The sequence below is a fragment of the Antarctobacter jejuensis genome, from assembly GCF_052266595.1.
Classification (GTDB): Bacteria; Pseudomonadota; Alphaproteobacteria; order Rhodobacterales; family Rhodobacteraceae; genus Antarctobacter; species Antarctobacter jejuensis.
In genome coordinates, this window is sequence record NZ_JBQQXJ010000023.1 from 20,904 (window position 1) to 35,538 (window position 14,635).

A 14,635-nucleotide genomic window follows, 5' to 3' on the forward strand; every position below is an offset into this window, starting at 1 on the left:
GCCGCATGCGCAAGGCCTGTCGCGGGTCTGGACCCATGCGTGATGTGGGAGCCATGTCAGGATGAATGCCGTGCGGATCATAAAATCCGTCTGCCCCGCTCACGCGGCGGGTGCGGCACTGGGATGGCATATGCGCGCCGCGACGCAGAAAGTCAAGGCTTCAGGCGCGGATGGACCCCTGAATGGTCCCGGACGGCATCCGGGGGAGCGGTGCAAGACGCAGCGCAAGGGCTTCGCGTTCCATTCGTTCCCTGCGGTAGCCAAGCGCCATCGCGGCAAGGATCGCGCAGTACAGGGCCAGCAAATAGACCGGGTAGGCCAGCAGGACCACGGACCATTCCCCGACGGCGAGACTGCCCAACAGGGCAGAGACGGCGGAGAGGATCCAGCAGGCGGCGGTTTCCGTGCGCGGTGCGCGGTAGGTCTTGATCACCGTGAGGGCGCCGCCAAGCGCGCTGATCGCGATGGCAATGGCCAGCGCATAGACCGCGTCCTCGGTATAGCTCCACAGGATCAGCCCCGCCCCGGCACAGGCATAGACCAGCAGGTCACCGGGATGGAACAGGCTGCCCATGCCAAAGCGGATCGCCAGCAGAAAGATCAGGACCGTCTCGGCGGTTTCGGTGGCGACGAAGAAGAGAGAGGCCTCTGCGCCTTTTTCGATGTTGGACAGCAGGCAGATGCCGGAAAGGACCGACCAGATAAGCCATGTGGAGCGCATCGGCCGTGTCGCGCCGGTCAGCATGTCGCGGATATACGGCAGGCAGGCCAGGTTGCTTACCACGATCGAGGCAATGCCCAGGGTCAAAAGCCAGTCTTCGGTCAGGGTCATCGGACGGTCTCCGGGTCTGGACGCCGTAAATTTGCGTCCTGTCGGCAGCGTGCCCGCCCAAGCCTGTCCGGACCATTCAGGGAATCCCGACCGTAAGGTTTTCCCTACCCGAACGGTGCGCGGCCAGATCGCGACGCGAAGGCTTGTCTTGGCTCCATGCTGCCGCTATACGCCCCCGGTGGTCCCAGTGACCCGATTCACAATCAAGAAAAGCCGTGGTTGGCCCTGTTCACGCTTCGGGGGCCACATCCGGCAATGGAGAAGCGACATGAAACTGAATGAACTGCGCGACAATCCCGGCGCAACCAAGACCAAGAAACGCGTCGGCCGCGGCCCCGGTTCGGGTAAAGGCAAGATGGGTGGCCGTGGTATCAAGGGTCAGAAATCGCGTTCGGGTGTGGCCATCAATGGCTACGAAGGCGGCCAGATGCCGCTGTACCAGCGCCTGCCCAAGCGTGGCTTCAACAAGCCGAACCGCAAGTCCTATGCCGTCGTGAACCTGGGCCTGATCCAGAAATTCGTCGACGCGGGCAAGCTGGACGCTGCCAGCATCAACGAAGAAACGCTGGTTTCCTCGGGTCTGGTGCGCCGTCAGCTGGACGGGATTCGCGTTCTGGCCAAGGGTGAAGTGACCGGTGCCCTGACGATCAACGTCACCGGCGCGTCGAAGGCCGCAGTCGAAGCCGTTGCAGGCAAGGGCGGTTCGCTGACCGTCGCCGCGGCAGCCTCGGAATAACGCCCGCGCCGCTTCTGCGGCGTAATCGTGACTTGTGAGCGGCGGCTTAGCCGCTTACATGTCCAGCAGTTTTCCAATGCGCGCCGCCCGACGGAAAACCGTCAGGGCGGCGTTTTAGCGAAAAGAGAGATCCGCATGGTATCCGCAGCAGAGCAAATGGCCGCCAACACAAGCTGGGCGGCGCTTGGCAAAGCAACCGACCTGCGCAATCGCATCTTCTTTACCCTGGCACTTCTGATCGTCTACCGCCTTGGCACCTACATCCCGGTTCCCGGGATCGACGGCGCCGCGTTGCGGGAATTCGTCGAAGCGGCGGGGCAGGGCGTTGCGGGCATGGTGTCGATGTTCACCGGCGGCGCGCTGGGACGCATGGGGATCTTTGCGTTGGGCATCATGCCCTACATTTCGGCCTCGATCATGGTGCAGCTTCTGACGGCCATGGTGCCGGCGCTGGAGCAGCTCAAGAAAGAGGGCGAACAGGGCCGCAAGAAGATCAACCAGTACACCCGCTACGGCACCGTGGCGCTGGCGATCATCCAGTCCTACGGTCTGGCCGTCAGCCTGGAGGCCGGCGATCTGGTGACCGACCCGGGCTGGTATTTCCGCGCATCCTGCATGATCACGCTGGTCGGCGGCACCATGTTCCTGATGTGGCTGGGTGAACAGATCACCGCGCGCGGCATCGGCAACGGTATTTCCCTGATCATCTTCGTCGGCATCATCGCCGAGGTGCCCGCAGCTCTGGCGCAGTTCTTTGCCTCGGGCCAGTCGGGCGCGATCAGCCCGGCGGTGATCGTCGGCGTGATCCTGATGGTGGTGGGGGTGATCACCTTCGTGGTCTTCATGGAGCGCGCCCTGCGCAAGATCACCATCCAGTATCCGCGCCGCCAGGTCGGCATGAAGATGACTGAGGCGCAGTCGAGCCACCTGCCGGTCAAGGTCAACCCGGCGGGCGTGATCCCGGCGATCTTTGCCTCTTCGCTGCTGCTGTTGCCGGTGACGATCTCGACCTTCTCGGGCGGCGACAGCGCCAGCCCGATCATGTCGACGATCCTTGCCTACTTTGGCCCCGGACAGCCGCTGTACCTGCTGTTCTTCGGCGCGATGATCGTCTTCTTCGCCTATTTCTATACCTTCAACGTCTCGTTCAAACCCGATGACGTTGCCGACAACCTCAAGAACCAGAACGGCTTTGTCCCCGGCATCCGCCCGGGCAAGAAGACGGCGGAATATCTGGAATACGTGGTCAACCGTGTGCTGGTGTTGGGGTCCCTGTACCTGACGGCGGTTTGCCTTCTGCCGGAAATCCTGCGCGCCCAATACGCGATTCCCTTCTACTTTGGCGGCACTTCGGTTCTGATCGTGGTCAGCGTGACCATGGACACCATTCAACAGGTCCAGAGCCACCTCTTGGCACATCAGTACGAAGGTCTTATTCAGAAATCGCAACTGCGCGGTAAGGGTAAGGGCCGCAAGAAACGGGGAGCGCCGGCGCGTCGATGAACATCATACTATTGGGACCGCCGGGGGCGGGGAAGGGTACGCAGGCGCGTATTCTGGAGGAGACCCGCGGTCTGGTGCAGCTGTCCACCGGGGACATGCTGCGCGAAGCCAAGGACAGCGGCACCGAAATGGGCAAGATCGTCGCTGACGTGATGGCGCGCGGTGAACTGGTCACGGATGAGATCGTGATCGGCCTGATCCGTGAAAAGCTGCAGACGGTCAAAGCGCCGGGCTTCATCTTTGACGGCTTCCCGCGCACGCTGGCACAGGCGGACGCCCTGGGCGAGCTGCTGGCCGAGATGGGCCAGTCGCTGGACAAGGTGATCGAGCTGCGTGTCGACGATGAGGCACTGGTGGCGCGGATCACCGCGCGCTCGACCTGCGCCAACTGCGGTGAGGTCTACAACGACAACACCAAGCCGATCCCGGCGGATGGCGTCTGCACCTCTTGCGGCAAAACGGCGGAATTCAAGCGCCGCGCCGACGACAACGAGGACAGCCTGCGCACGCGTCTGATGGCATATTACAAGCAGACCTCGCCTCTGGTCGGCTACTACTATGCCAAGGGCATCCACGCCGCGACGGACGGCATGGGCGAGATCGACAACGTCCAGTCCGGCATTGCTGCCTTGATGGACAGCTAAGTCAAATCGGCTGTTGCTTTTGAAACCCGCGCTTCGGTGCGGGTTTTTTCTTGTCTGGAAGACAGGCGGTCAGGACGGCTGAGCCGGGTCCTGGGAAATGGATCTGAGCCTGGCAATCAGGTTGAGAAAGTCGGCGTCATCGTCAGGCATGAAGTTGACCAGCGAGGCGGCCAGAACGTCATCGCGCGCGACATAGCCCATCGACCACTCCGGGAAGCTGCGGTCGGAAACCGAGCGGCGGACGATGTGGCGGATCCCCTTGTGGCGGGGGTCCTTCCGAATGCTCTCGAAAAGGGTCATGACCGCGTCTTCGGGCCCTTCCAGAATCTGGGCAAAGCGATGTTGCGCGCGCAGGAGAAAGCCGGTTACCCCCGACTGCGGGTTCTTGGTCCGGGCCACGTCCAGGATCTCGGTATCCGTCTTGGCGCCGCTTGGATGGAGCGCCTCGCTGGTGTAGTAGAGCTGAATAATTTGCATGGGTCGGCCGTCGTTCCGGGGGTGTTTCACCTGTGCAAAGCACATGACGCAAAAGCGGCCTCTTGCGCAAGGGGGCGGGCCGGCATTGCAGGGGTTGACCGCGGTCCGGAAAACTCATACCCACTCGCATCTCGACACGAGAATCAATCACGCCTGCCGGGCACGCCCGGTTGGCAGACCACCTGATCAGCTCGGGCCCGGCGGCGGACAAGCCTCGGGCCTCATGTTGTGAAAAAAGGGCCTGGAGCTACGGGCTCGCAACGAAAAGGAATATGGACTTGGCACGTATTGCCGGCGTCAACATCCCGACCCACAAACGCGTTCCGATCGCGTTGACCTACATTCACGGCATTGGCCCGGCCATTGCCAAGGAAATCTGCGCAGCGACCAACATCGACGCAACGCGCCGTGTGAACGAACTGAGCGATGCCGAAGTGCTTGCCGTTCGTGAATACATCGACGCGAACCTGACCGTCGAAGGCGACCTGCGCCGCGATGTTCAGATGAACATCAAGCGCCTGATGGACCTTGGCTGCTACCGCGGCCTGCGTCATCGCCGCAATCTCCCGGTGCGCGGTCAGCGCACGCACACCAACGCTCGCACGCGCAAAGGCCCCGCAAAGGCCATTGCAGGCAAGAAGAAGTAAGGGAGACACACGGATATGGCACGTGATACGCGCCGCGCAGGCGGCAAGAAAAAGGTCTCCAAGAACATCGCAGCTGGCGTTGCGCATGTGAACTCGACCTTCAACAACACCAAGATCCTGATCTCGGACGTGCAGGGCAACGCGATCGCATGGTCGTCGGCTGGCACCATGGGCTTCAAGGGCTCGCGGAAATCGACCCCCTACGCCGCTCAGCTGGCCGCAGAAGATGCCGGCAAGAAAGCGCAGGAACACGGCGTCAAGACGCTGGAAGTCGAAGTGCAGGGCCCCGGTTCGGGCCGTGAATCGGCGCTGCGCGCGCTGGCTGCGGTTGGCTTCAACATCACCTCGATCCGCGACGTGTCGCCGATTGCGCACAACGGCTGCCGTCCGCCGAAGCGCCGGCGCGTCTGATCCGAGGTAGAGAATTCAGCGGGGCCGGGTTTTTACCCGGCCTCGTGTTGTCGTTTGGAAACCTCGGGCGTCGGTGCCTTAGGGACATGGGGCACCGGCAGGTATGGAGGGAATTGCATGATCCATAAGAACTGGGCTGAACTGATCAAGCCGACACAGCTTGAGATCAAGCCGGGCGCAGATCCGTCGCGGATGGCCACCTGTGTGGCTGAACCGCTGGAACGCGGTTTTGGTTTGACGCTGGGCAACGCCCTGCGTCGCGTGTTGCTGTCGAGCCTTCAGGGCGCGGCCATCACCTCTGTGCAGATCGATAACGTTCTGCACGAATTCTCCAGCGTGGCTGGCGTCCGTGAGGACGTGACCGACATCATCCTGAACCTCAAGGGTGTGTCGCTGCGCATGGAAGTCGAAGGGCCCAAGCGCCTGTCCGTCAGCGGCAAGGGACCCGGCGTGGTCACTGCCGGTGACATCGCCGAAACCGCGGGCATCGAGATCCTGAACCGGGATCACGTGATCTGCCACGTCGACGAAGGCGCCGAAGTGTACATGGAATTCACCGTGAACACCGGCAAAGGCTATGTCTCGGCTGACAAGAACAAGCCCGAGGATGCGCCCATCGGCCTGATCCCGATCGACGCGATCTATTCGCCGGTCAAGAAGGTCGCCTATGACGTGCAGCCCACCCGTGAGGGCCAGGTGCTGGACTATGACAAGCTGACCATGAAGGTCGAGACTGACGGTTCGGTCACGCCCGAAGACGCCGTGGCCTATGCCGCGCGTATCCTGCAGGACCAGCTGTCGATCTTCGTCAACTTCGACGAGCCGGAATCGGCGCAGCGTCAGGACGACGACGACGGTCTGGAGTTCAACCCGCTTCTGCTCAAGAAAGTGGACGAGTTGGAACTGTCGGTGCGTTCGGCGAACTGCCTGAAGAACGACAACATCGTCTACATCGGCGACCTGATCCAGAAGACCGAAGCCGAGATGCTGCGCACCCCGAACTTCGGCCGCAAGTCCTTGAACGAGATCAAGGAAGTGTTGTCGGGCATGGGTCTGCACCTTGGCATGGACGTCGAGGACTGGCCGCCGGACAACATCGAGGACCTGGCCAAGAAGCTGGAAGACTCGTTCTAAGCGAATTGCAGGATGGGTGATTTCACCCATCCTGCCGGGCAACCGCCCCAAGGAGAGCCGCTGACACGCATCGGTGGCCGGACAAAGCAAAATCGCCCGTAGAGGGCACTTTAGGAGTTAGACAATGCGTCACGCAAAAGGTTACCGCCGCCTGAACCGTACCCACGAGCACCGCAAGGCGCTGTGGGCAAACATGGCCGGCTCGCTCATCGAGCATGAGCAGATCAAGACCACCCTGCCGAAAGCCAAGGAACTCAAGCGCGTCATCGACAAGCTGATCACCCTGGGCAAGCGCGGCGACCTGCACGCGCGCCGTCAGGCCGCTGCTCAGCTCAAGGAAGACAAGGACGTCGCCAAGCTGTTCGAGATCCTCGGCCCGCGTTACGCCGAGCGTTCGGGCGGCTACTGCCGCGTTCTGAAGGCCGGTTTCCGTTACGGTGACATGGCGCCGATGGCGATCATCGAACTGGTCGACCGCGACGTTGACGCCAAGGGCGCAGCCGACAAGGCCCGCGTTGCCGAGGCAGAAGCCGCAGAGTAATCCACTCTCGCTTCGACGAATTCAAAGGCCCTGCCGGCACCGGCGGGGCCTTTTTTCATGCCGCGATGGTCTCTGACCAAGGGGGGGCGATGTGTCTTACCCTCGAACGGGCAAGACGCTGTCACTCTGGCTTGGGTGGGGCCTGCATCAGTTGGGCAAGTCGCTCAAGTTCACTGCCAAAGCCCGTTGCCACCGCATCGGCAGCCGCAAGACGTACGGCATCGTCCTTGTTCTGGTTCAGCTTGAAGGTGCTCTGAACATCCGTGATCTCCAGCCGGAACGGCAGGATCATCCGCAGGAAGCGCGCCCGTGTTTCGGCGCTCATCTTGTCCATCGTCCAAGGTGCCTTGCCGGGCAGGCGCGCCTCATAGGCGGCGGACTGACGGGTGAGCAGATCCTCCAGGTCGCTGGCGGGCAGCGGGCGCAGCGTGCCGGTCAGGTGGACGGCGACATAGTTCCATGTCGGCACCTGATCGTCGATCCCGTACCAATCCGGCGAGATATAGCCGTCCGGCCCGCTGACGGCCATCGTGGCGGGTAAGCCGTCACCGCAGGCGCGGGCGATGGGGTTGGACCGCACGAGGTGCAGATCGGCCTCTGTGGCGCTCTCTGACAGCAGAAAGGGCACATGGGCGATCAGCGGGGCGGCAGCGTTAGAGACCGTCAGTAGGCCAAAGGCCCGGTCGCGCGCGAAGGGCAGCGCCTGGGCCTCATCGGTCTGGCGGAAGGTCTTGTTTGGGTGCATGGGATCAGGCCGTCAATTGGGTGCCGTCGACGCCGGTGATCGTGGCGCGGACGATCTGGCCGACTGGCTGAGGCATGGCAAAGCGGACCTCTGTGAACTGCTCGGTGCGGCCCATGTCGGGGGCCTCCATCAGTACGGCGTGGTCCTGACCGATCTGCGCGGCCAGATGTGCCTGCACCTGTGCGTCTCCGGCGGCGCGCAGGCGGGCGGCGCGTTCCTTGATGACGGTGCCGTTCACCTTGTTCGGGATGCGCGCGGCGGGAGTTCCGGGGCGCGAAGAATAGGGGAAAACATGCAGCCAGGTCAGGTTACACTCCGCGACCAGCTTCATCGAGTTTTCGAAGTGTTCTTCGGTCTCTGTGGGGAAACCGGCGATGATGTCGGCGCCATAGGTCATGTCGGGGCGCAGTTTGCGCGCGTCTTCGCAGAACCGGATGGCATCGTCGCGCAGGTGGCGGCGCTTCATCCGTTTCAGGATCAGGTCGTCACCATGTTGTAGCGACAGGTGCAGGTGCGGCATCAGGCGTGGTTCGGTCGCGATGGCCTGCATCAGGTTGTCATCCGCCTCGATCGAATCGATCGAGGAGATGCGCAGGCGCGGGATATCGGTCAGTTTGAGGATGCGCATGACCAGATCGCCAAGGCGCGGCGCGCCGGGCAGGTCAGCGCCCCATGAGGTCAGGTCGACGCCGGTCAGCACGACCTCGTTATAGCCCTGATCGCGCAGGCGCTTGATCTGGTCCACGACAACACCTGCCGCCACAGAGCGCGAGTTTCCGCGCCCGTAGGGGATGATGCAAAAGGTGCAGCGGTGGTCACAGCCGTTCTGGACCTGCACGTAGGCACGGCTGCGAGTCCCGAAACCGTCGATCAGGTGGCCCGCGGTTTCCGTCACCGACATGATGTCGTTGACCTGCACCTTTTCGGTCTCTCCGATGAAATCGGCGGCCATGCCCTTCCAGGTGTCGGCGGCCATCTTTTCGGTGTTGCCGATGACGGCATCGACTTCTTCCATCGCGGCAAAGCTGTCCGGGTCGATCTGCGCGGCGCAGCCAGTGACGATCACTTTTGCTTGCGGGTTTTCCCGGCGCAGGCGGCGGATTTCCTGACGCGCCTTGCGCACGGCCTCTTGCGTGACGGCGCAGGTATTCACGACCACGGCGTTTTCGACGCCCGCAGCCTCGGCCAGATCCTTCATGGCTTCCGTCTCATAGGCGTTGAGACGGCAGCCGAGGGTGGTGAACTTGGGTGCGCTCATGGGTTCGCGTCCAGCCACTGGGCGGTGAACTGCCCGTCAAAGACATGGGCCGTTGGCCCGGTCATCCAGACGCCATCCTCGCGCCAGTCGATGTGCAGCGTGCCGCCGTCGAGGTCGATCCGCACCTTGCGTCCTGTCAGGCCCCGGCGCGCTGCGGCGACGGCGGTGGCGCAGGAGGAAGAGCCGGAGGCCAGCGTCAGGCCAACGCCGCGTTCCCAGACGCGCATGCGCAGGTGATCGGGTGCGACAAGGCTGGCGACCTGAACATTGGTGCGCTGCGGGTACAGCGGGTGGTGCTCATAGCGCGGGCCGAACTGGTCCAGCGCCACGGCCTCTGCATCCTCGACGAAGAAGGTGCAATGCGGATTGCCCATGCCCGTGGCGGTAGGGCTGCCTTCAATCGGCAGTTCCAGCGTGTCCATTTCCTCGGCCAGCGGGATTTGGTCCCAGTCCAGTTGCGGAGGCCCCATGTTGACCGAGGTGATGCCATTGCCTGCGTCCGTGGCGTACAGCGTTCCACGGTCGGTGGTCAGGGTCAGCGCGGTCTCTCCGGTCAGATCCATCAGGTGGCGCGCGATGCAGCGGGTGGCGTTGCCGCAGGCCGCCGACGTGGACCCATCCGAGTTGTAAAAGGTCAGGTGAGGCTGGTTGTCGTTCTGCGTGATAACAGCCAGCTGATCGAACCCCACACCGGTATGGCGGTCGGCGATGGCCGCGATGCGGTTGGCCGTCAGCACCGCCTCGCGCTGGCGCGAGTCGATCACCACGAAGTCATTGCCAAGCCCGTGCATTTTCATGAACGGCAGAGTGTGAGCGTCCTGTGTCATGGCGGGCATATACGCCTGTCGGGTGGCGCTTTCCAGTGTTCGGAAGCGCAATGAAAAAAACCCTGCAAGATTCGTGATTTTTTGGGTTGACCCGGGGCAGGCATCTTCATAGTTAGGCCGCCACAGTGGGCCGTTAGCTCAGTTGGTAGAGCAACTGACTTTTAATCAGTGGGTCGTAGGTTCGAATCCTACACGGCTCACCACTGTCTCTCCAAAGAGATCACGATTATGAAGGCCGCCCTCAGGGCGGTCGTCGTCGTGCTTTGAAGGATTCGTTCATGTCTACGGTGCGTTCTCCCCATGCACTTCGTGGCCTGGAGCCGAAGGCATGTTGGTATCCAAACCGGAACGGTTGGCGGGCTCGTTTTGCGGGCGGGTCGAACCTCGGCCACGGCACAAATGCAGGTCCTGCGGCGCGGCCCTCAGCAGGCAGGGCGACCATTCACACGTTGAGTGCGTTGGGCGGCATTCGTGTCAAAATTGAAAAACCGCCGCCTCTGTGCTATCGTTAACCTATCGTCATTCCCAAGTAGATTTTTCAGATCCCATTGATTGCCGCCTTGCTGTGGATCGAGAGTGACGCAACGTAAGGAGGCGGGCATGCCTGAGGAATTGACGAAGTCGATATCTTTGGACGGAAATTTCCGGCTCGATGTCGACGGTCAGGAAGTCGTTGTCACCGCCGCCCGGGCACGCGCCATCCTGGCAATCCTCGCCACTGCCGATGATCAGAAGAAAGCCCGCGATGCGCTGAAGGCCATGCTCTGGCCCCGCAGCGACGAAAAGCAGGCCTCCGGCAGCATGCGGACAGCCCTTTCGAACCTGCGCAAGGATCTTGGCCCGGCCTCGGATCTGCTGGGGGCGAACCGAACCCATCTGTGGCTGGATAAGGCGGTGACCCTGCGGCGACCGGAAAACAGCGCCCGCTTCTTCGAAGATGCGCCTACCAACATCGGCTCTGCCTTTGAAACCTGGCTGCAGACCGAACGCAGCCGGTCAAGGAAACTGTTGCCGGTTCTTCGGCCCCAGGAGACCGTCGATGCACATCGGATCTGCATCGGAATCCTGCCGACAATCGAACGGCTGGACGAACCCATGGCCGCGCTGCTTGCGACACAGGTGCTCGATTTCGTGGTCGAAGCCCTGAAGGCTTATGAGATCTTCGAGCTTTTCGATTTCCGCGATCTCGAAACCGACCACTTCTCGGACGGGGAGCCGGCGATCAGGGATCCCGACATGTATCTTCGGCTGAGCCTGACCAAAGTGGGGTCGATGGCGCAGCTTTGCGCGACGGTCCGGCGTGGTCGGCAGATCCTGTGGTCCCATGCGACCTCGGCCGATCAGACCGGCCCTTTCCTGTTTTCGCACGATGACGTGGCAACCTTTGCCAATCAGACAGTGGACGCCATTCTGAAAGCGGCTTTTCGCAAACTTGAAGGTGGAGGATTTCGGCCCAGGCGAACCCAATCCATGATAGGTGTCGTTCACCAGTTGTACGGTATGTCGACCGAGGGCCAGCATTCGTTGCGGCACTATCTTCAGGGGCATCCCGAACTGGCAGACTCGGCCCTTGCCAATGCCTGTTATGCCCTGTCCGTCGCCAATACGCTGGGGGAAGGCGACCCATCACTCGCCGATCTGGAAGAGGCACGGAAGCATGCGTTGAGGGCACTGGAACTGGATATGCAGAACCCGCTGGTTCTTGCGTTTGTGGGACATGTTTTCGGCTTTGCCCTGCGTGATTTTGCGGTCGGGGCCGAGTCCTTGGCCCTGGCGCGGAGGCAGGCGCCTGCATTGCCGCAAGTCTGGGATTTCTCGGCCATGAACGCGATCTACCGTGGCGCGTTCGAGGATGCGTTGCGGTACAGCCGCAAAGCCGCGCAGCTGGGCCAGTACAGCCCCTATCGGGAGCTGTTTCGCTCGTCGCTTGCGATCACCGCGACGCTCACCGGGGAACATGAGACCGCGGTTCAAGTGTCGCGTTCGGTTCTGATGCGGCTGCCGGAATTCCTGGCGGTGATGCGCCATACCGCGGCAAGCCTCTCTGCCTTGGGCCAACTCGCCGAGGCTGAGAACATGGTCGCGCGCGTGCGGTCCCGGGACAAGCGATTCAGCCCTGACGCCATTCAGGACCCTTCTTACCCATTGCCAAGTCCGGCAAGCCGGGACGCCATCGGGCGTACGTTCCGGCTGCTTGGGCACGTTTGAGACCAAAGCCAATTTTCGCCCGAACGAGGGAGAGATCGATGAATATTACCCGTCGAGGCATTTTGCTCGGAGGCGCTTCGGCTATTGCCGGATTGCATACCAAGGCTGCATTCGCTCAGAGCCAGACCACCTGTTTCACGCCGAGTGGCGACGGGCTGATCGGCCTCCTGCGCGGCGCCATCATCACGGCGCAGGAAAGGAGTATCCCCAAGATCGTCAATTGCCACCATCCCGAGAACGGACAGCCGCGGGATCTGGCCGGGCTGTATTGGGAGGCGACGTCGCAATACCTGGTGAGCGACGCCCAGACTGGTCTGAGAACAAAACTGGTGATCGGTGACGAGGTCCCGCAAGAGGCGGTTTTCGGCAAACCCCTGGTGACATGTCACAGCAGCGATCTTGGCTTCCCCGAGGGGATATTCGAGGCCCAAATTGTGACCGGCCTTGGTAGGGGGCGTGGCCGGGGGCGTGGTCGCGGCAAGGGGCGTGGACGTGGTCGCGGCAGAGGACGTGGACGCGCGCGCATGATCGAGGCGTCGGCCGGAGGACAGCAGTCACTCGACTTTCTGTTCGAAGAAGAAACGGCCCATTACCGGCAACGCGTGACCGACAGCCTGCCCACCATCTTCGAACTGCTAAGCACGCCGGATACCGAATTCCCGTACACGCTGAAGGCGCCCGATCACGGTGGCACCCAAAAGGAAATTGAGGTGTTGCTCCGGATGCAGGCCTCGGAAGAGCGCAAAATCCGCCTGCCTGAAATCGAGGCTGAGGTCGATGACATCTCGACGCCGTTCCTTGATCTTGTGTCGGATTTTGCCGGACCGCCGACGGGTGCTCTGCGGATTCTGAACCTGATGGACATGGCGGGCTTTGTCGTCGGCTACTACTTCAAGCGGCATTTCGGGCGGCTTCGCCCTAATGTGTTCGACCCGCGTATCGTGCCTGCGATCGCGGTGCCAACGCATTCCTCATATCCCAGTGCCCATGCCGTTCAGACGCATCTCATCGCGCACGGATTGGCCGAGATCTACGAGGACTCTGCCCTTGTGGCGCGCCTGTTCGACACCGCCGAGCGTATCAGCGTCAACCGGGAATACGCCGGGGTCCATTACGCGTCGGATACCGAAGCGGGCATCCTTGCCGCGCGCGCGGCCTTTCCGATCCTGCGGCTGGTGCTGGACGAGGTCTTTACCGATGCCATCGCCGAAATGAACATCGATCCGTTGGCCAATTGCCACCTGCTTGGCCGCCCCGGTGAATTCAAAGACCCTCCGGAATATTCCGAACCCAAGCCCGGATCTGAACTGGGCTGGAACCTTACCGCCCTTGGCATCGAGTCCCGCGCCCCAATCGACGCCGGAGCCGGTACCGTCGTGGGGCTGTTCGACACGGCAGTGGATGTGCGCAATCCGGCCATCGCCCATTCCATCGGGAACGAGTTCATCAATCTCGATTACCCGATGCCGCTCGATGACCCATGGTGCATGGGTTCCAAAGGGATCGGCCATGGAACGGCGATGGCCGGGTTGATCGCGGGATTGACCGACGAAAAGCGTCTTGGCGTTGCGCCCGGGGCGAAGGTGCTGCCGGTCCGCTGCGCCAATCTTGCCCGTGACGATCACGACGACCGGTTCGAACTGGGCGTTGCCCTGCTGGGCGTCGCCTTGGCGGGGAGCCGTCCGACACCACAATGCGGTAGCGGTGCCATTGGGGAACGGATTGCTGCGGTAATTCTGTCCCTGGACTTCCAGCGCCCGGACTACGAGCTGTCCAATTACATCACCGCCGACGAACTGGAAAAAGCGGTTGAAGAGGGCAAAGTCGCGGACCTGATCAAGGAGGCAAGGAAACAGGAGCGCCCCGCATGTGATCCCTTTGCGCTTGCCATCCTGCTGGTGCAGCATGCGGTGGCTGTGGTTATCCCATCCGGCAATGGCGGCGGCGATCGGGTGGCTTATCCGGGAAACCCAGAGGACTATTGCGCCGTGGTCGAAATGCTGCGGCATGACCAAACGCGCGAATACGTTCTTGAGCTGCTGCTGGAGATGATCAACAGCTATAACCGCCAAGTGGACGTCGAAAAATTGCGCGCGGGCTTGACGACATTCGTGGGGTCCGAGTTCGTCCCGTCAGCCGATCAAAAGTGGTGCAATACTGGCAAGGCCGATTTTTTCGAAGGGACCGGCGTCATCGTGGTCGGAGCCGCCAATTACACAGGCGCACCGGATTTCGATCCGACGACCATCGACCGCAAGGCACACAGCCGGGCGGGGTACAGCCAGTATGGGCCAGGCCTATGTGTTCTGGCGCCATCGGACATGGATACACACCCGCCCTATAGGTGCGACACGCCCCTAAACGCCAAGAGCGTCCCCGTTCCCACTGCGGATCTGGCCGGGCCGGGCGGTTTTGCCTCGAACCCTATGGCCGAGACCAGCCATGCCGGACAGCCGTTCGGTTTTGGCGGTACTTCGGCGGCAGCCGCCCAGGTCGGAGGCGTGATCGCGCTTTTGGCCAAGGAACGGATCGTCCAGAACCCGAACGACCCGCTGACAGGCGCCGGGCTACGCGCGGACCTGATCGCGAAAACCACGAAAGCTCACGATTACGATCACATTCAGCACGGCCATGGCGCCGTTGATTTGAAAACCTTTTGATAGGAGTGACGG

General features: G+C 62.1%; 14 protein-coding genes and 1 tRNA gene. 10 read left to right on the forward strand and 5 right to left on the reverse strand.

What is annotated here, in order from left to right:
* Window positions 1–160 precede the first annotated feature (160 nt).
* A complete protein-coding gene (locus ACTXGA_RS22255) occupies window positions 161–832 on the reverse strand; it encodes a hypothetical protein (protein ID WP_443396917.1) in 672 nt (223 codons plus the stop codon).
* 268 nt (window positions 833–1,100) lie between these two features.
* Here ACTXGA_RS22255 and rplO point away from each other — a divergent pair, with 268 nt between their 5' ends.
* The 3 genes from rplO to ACTXGA_RS22270 all read left to right on the forward strand — a co-directional run bounded on the left by rplO (window position 1,101) and on the right by ACTXGA_RS22270 (window position 3,715).
* Window positions 1,101–1,568 carry a 50S ribosomal protein L15 gene (rplO, locus tag ACTXGA_RS22260; RefSeq protein WP_443396918.1) on the forward strand — a complete coding sequence of 156 codons (468 nt, stop codon included), beginning with the start codon at window positions 1,101–1,103 and terminating at the stop codon, window positions 1,566–1,568.
* Window positions 1,569–1,703: 135 nt separating this feature from the next.
* Window positions 1,704–3,071, forward strand: a complete 1,368-nt coding sequence (gene secY, locus ACTXGA_RS22265; RefSeq protein ID WP_443396919.1) for a preprotein translocase subunit SecY — start codon at window positions 1,704–1,706, stop codon at window positions 3,069–3,071.
* Complete coding sequence (locus ACTXGA_RS22270) at window positions 3,068–3,715, forward strand: adenylate kinase (RefSeq protein WP_443396920.1); 648 nt, start codon at window positions 3,068–3,070, stop codon at window positions 3,713–3,715. Before secY ends, ACTXGA_RS22270 begins: the two co-directional genes overlap by 4 nt.
* 69 nt (window positions 3,716–3,784) lie before the next feature.
* Here the strand turns inward: ACTXGA_RS22270 and ACTXGA_RS22275 are convergent, their stop codons facing one another.
* Window positions 3,785–4,192 carry a BLUF domain-containing protein gene (locus tag ACTXGA_RS22275; RefSeq protein WP_443396921.1) on the reverse strand — a complete coding sequence of 136 codons (408 nt, stop codon included), beginning with the start codon at window positions 4,190–4,192 and terminating at the stop codon, window positions 3,785–3,787.
* Between the two features lie 278 nt (window positions 4,193–4,470).
* On the opposite strand from ACTXGA_RS22275, the gene rpsM reads away from it, so the two are divergent.
* From rpsM to rplQ, 4 genes are all read left to right on the forward strand, one after another.
* On the forward strand, window positions 4,471–4,839 hold the full coding sequence (gene rpsM / locus ACTXGA_RS22280) for a 30S ribosomal protein S13 (RefSeq protein WP_443396922.1): 369 nt from the start codon (window positions 4,471–4,473) through the stop codon (window positions 4,837–4,839).
* A 15-nt stretch (window positions 4,840–4,854) separates the two neighbouring features.
* Window positions 4,855–5,250, forward strand: a complete 396-nt coding sequence (gene rpsK, locus ACTXGA_RS22285) for a 30S ribosomal protein S11 (protein ID WP_443396923.1) — start codon at window positions 4,855–4,857, stop codon at window positions 5,248–5,250.
* Between the two features lie 117 nt (window positions 5,251–5,367).
* A complete protein-coding gene (locus ACTXGA_RS22290) occupies window positions 5,368–6,384 on the forward strand; it encodes a DNA-directed RNA polymerase subunit alpha (RefSeq protein WP_443396924.1) in 1,017 nt (338 codons plus the stop codon).
* Between the two features lie 124 nt (window positions 6,385–6,508).
* Window positions 6,509–6,925: a 50S ribosomal protein L17 gene (gene rplQ / locus ACTXGA_RS22295; protein ID WP_443396925.1), complete on the forward strand. Its 417-nt coding sequence runs from the start codon at window positions 6,509–6,511 to the stop codon at window positions 6,923–6,925.
* Window positions 6,926–7,046: 121 nt separating this feature from the next.
* Here rplQ and ACTXGA_RS22300 read toward each other — a convergent pair whose 3' ends face one another.
* The 3 genes from ACTXGA_RS22300 to dapF are packed head-to-tail and all read right to left on the reverse strand — an operon-like array spanning window position 7,047 to window position 9,764.
* Window positions 7,047–7,670, reverse strand: coding sequence for an FMN-binding negative transcriptional regulator (locus ACTXGA_RS22300; protein ID WP_443396926.1), 624 nt, complete (start codon window positions 7,668–7,670; stop codon window positions 7,047–7,049).
* Between the two features lie 4 nt (window positions 7,671–7,674).
* The gene (gene mtaB / locus ACTXGA_RS22305; protein ID WP_443396927.1) at window positions 7,675–8,928 is read right to left on the reverse strand and encodes a tRNA (N(6)-L-threonylcarbamoyladenosine(37)-C(2))-methylthiotransferase MtaB; all 1,254 of its coding nucleotides are present in this window, start codon (window positions 8,926–8,928) and stop codon (window positions 7,675–7,677) included.
* Entirely contained in the window at window positions 8,925–9,764 is an 840-nt protein-coding gene (gene dapF / locus ACTXGA_RS22310) for a diaminopimelate epimerase (protein WP_443396928.1), read from the reverse strand. The genes mtaB and dapF overlap by 4 nt, the downstream gene beginning before the upstream one ends.
* Before the next feature lie 118 nt (window positions 9,765–9,882).
* Between dapF and ACTXGA_RS22315 the strand changes: the two genes are divergently transcribed.
* The 3 genes from ACTXGA_RS22315 to ACTXGA_RS22325 all read left to right on the forward strand — a co-directional run bounded on the left by ACTXGA_RS22315 (window position 9,883) and on the right by ACTXGA_RS22325 (window position 14,623).
* Window positions 9,883–9,958: transfer RNA gene (locus ACTXGA_RS22315), tRNA-Lys, on the forward strand.
* 397 nt (window positions 9,959–10,355) lie between these two features.
* Entirely contained in the window at window positions 10,356–11,963 is a 1,608-nt protein-coding gene (locus ACTXGA_RS22320; RefSeq protein WP_443396929.1) for a tetratricopeptide repeat protein, read from the forward strand.
* A 38-nt stretch (window positions 11,964–12,001) separates the two neighbouring features.
* A complete protein-coding gene (locus ACTXGA_RS22325) occupies window positions 12,002–14,623 on the forward strand; it encodes a S8 family serine peptidase (protein ID WP_443396930.1) in 2,622 nt (873 codons plus the stop codon).
* The last annotated feature ends 12 nt before the right edge of the window (window positions 14,624–14,635 follow it).

Coding starts and splice junctions, on each gene's coding strand:
- ACTXGA_RS22320 (WP_443396929.1), top strand. CDS start 10,356: ATGCCTGAGGAATTGACGAAGTCGATATCTTTGGACGGAAATTTCCGG.
- ACTXGA_RS22270 (WP_443396920.1), top strand. CDS start 3,068: ATGAACATCATACTATTGGGACCGCCGGGGGCGGGGAAGGGTACGCAG.
- rplQ (WP_443396925.1), top strand. CDS start 6,509: ATGCGTCACGCAAAAGGTTACCGCCGCCTGAACCGTACCCACGAGCAC.
- rpsK (WP_443396923.1), top strand. CDS start 4,855: ATGGCACGTGATACGCGCCGCGCAGGCGGCAAGAAAAAGGTCTCCAAG.
- rplO (WP_443396918.1), top strand. CDS start 1,101: ATGAAACTGAATGAACTGCGCGACAATCCCGGCGCAACCAAGACCAAG.
- ACTXGA_RS22290 (WP_443396924.1), top strand. CDS start 5,368: ATGATCCATAAGAACTGGGCTGAACTGATCAAGCCGACACAGCTTGAG.
- ACTXGA_RS22255 (WP_443396917.1), bottom strand. CDS start 832: ATGACCCTGACCGAAGACTGGCTTTTGACCCTGGGCATTGCCTCGATC.
- mtaB (WP_443396927.1), bottom strand. CDS start 8,928: ATGAGCGCACCCAAGTTCACCACCCTCGGCTGCCGTCTCAACGCCTAT.
- dapF (WP_443396928.1), bottom strand. CDS start 9,764: ATGCCCGCCATGACACAGGACGCTCACACTCTGCCGTTCATGAAAATG.
- ACTXGA_RS22275 (WP_443396921.1), bottom strand. CDS start 4,192: ATGCAAATTATTCAGCTCTACTACACCAGCGAGGCGCTCCATCCAAGC.
- ACTXGA_RS22325 (WP_443396930.1), top strand. CDS start 12,002: ATGAATATTACCCGTCGAGGCATTTTGCTCGGAGGCGCTTCGGCTATT.
- secY (WP_443396919.1), top strand. CDS start 1,704: ATGGTATCCGCAGCAGAGCAAATGGCCGCCAACACAAGCTGGGCGGCG.
- ACTXGA_RS22300 (WP_443396926.1), bottom strand. CDS start 7,670: ATGCACCCAAACAAGACCTTCCGCCAGACCGATGAGGCCCAGGCGCTG.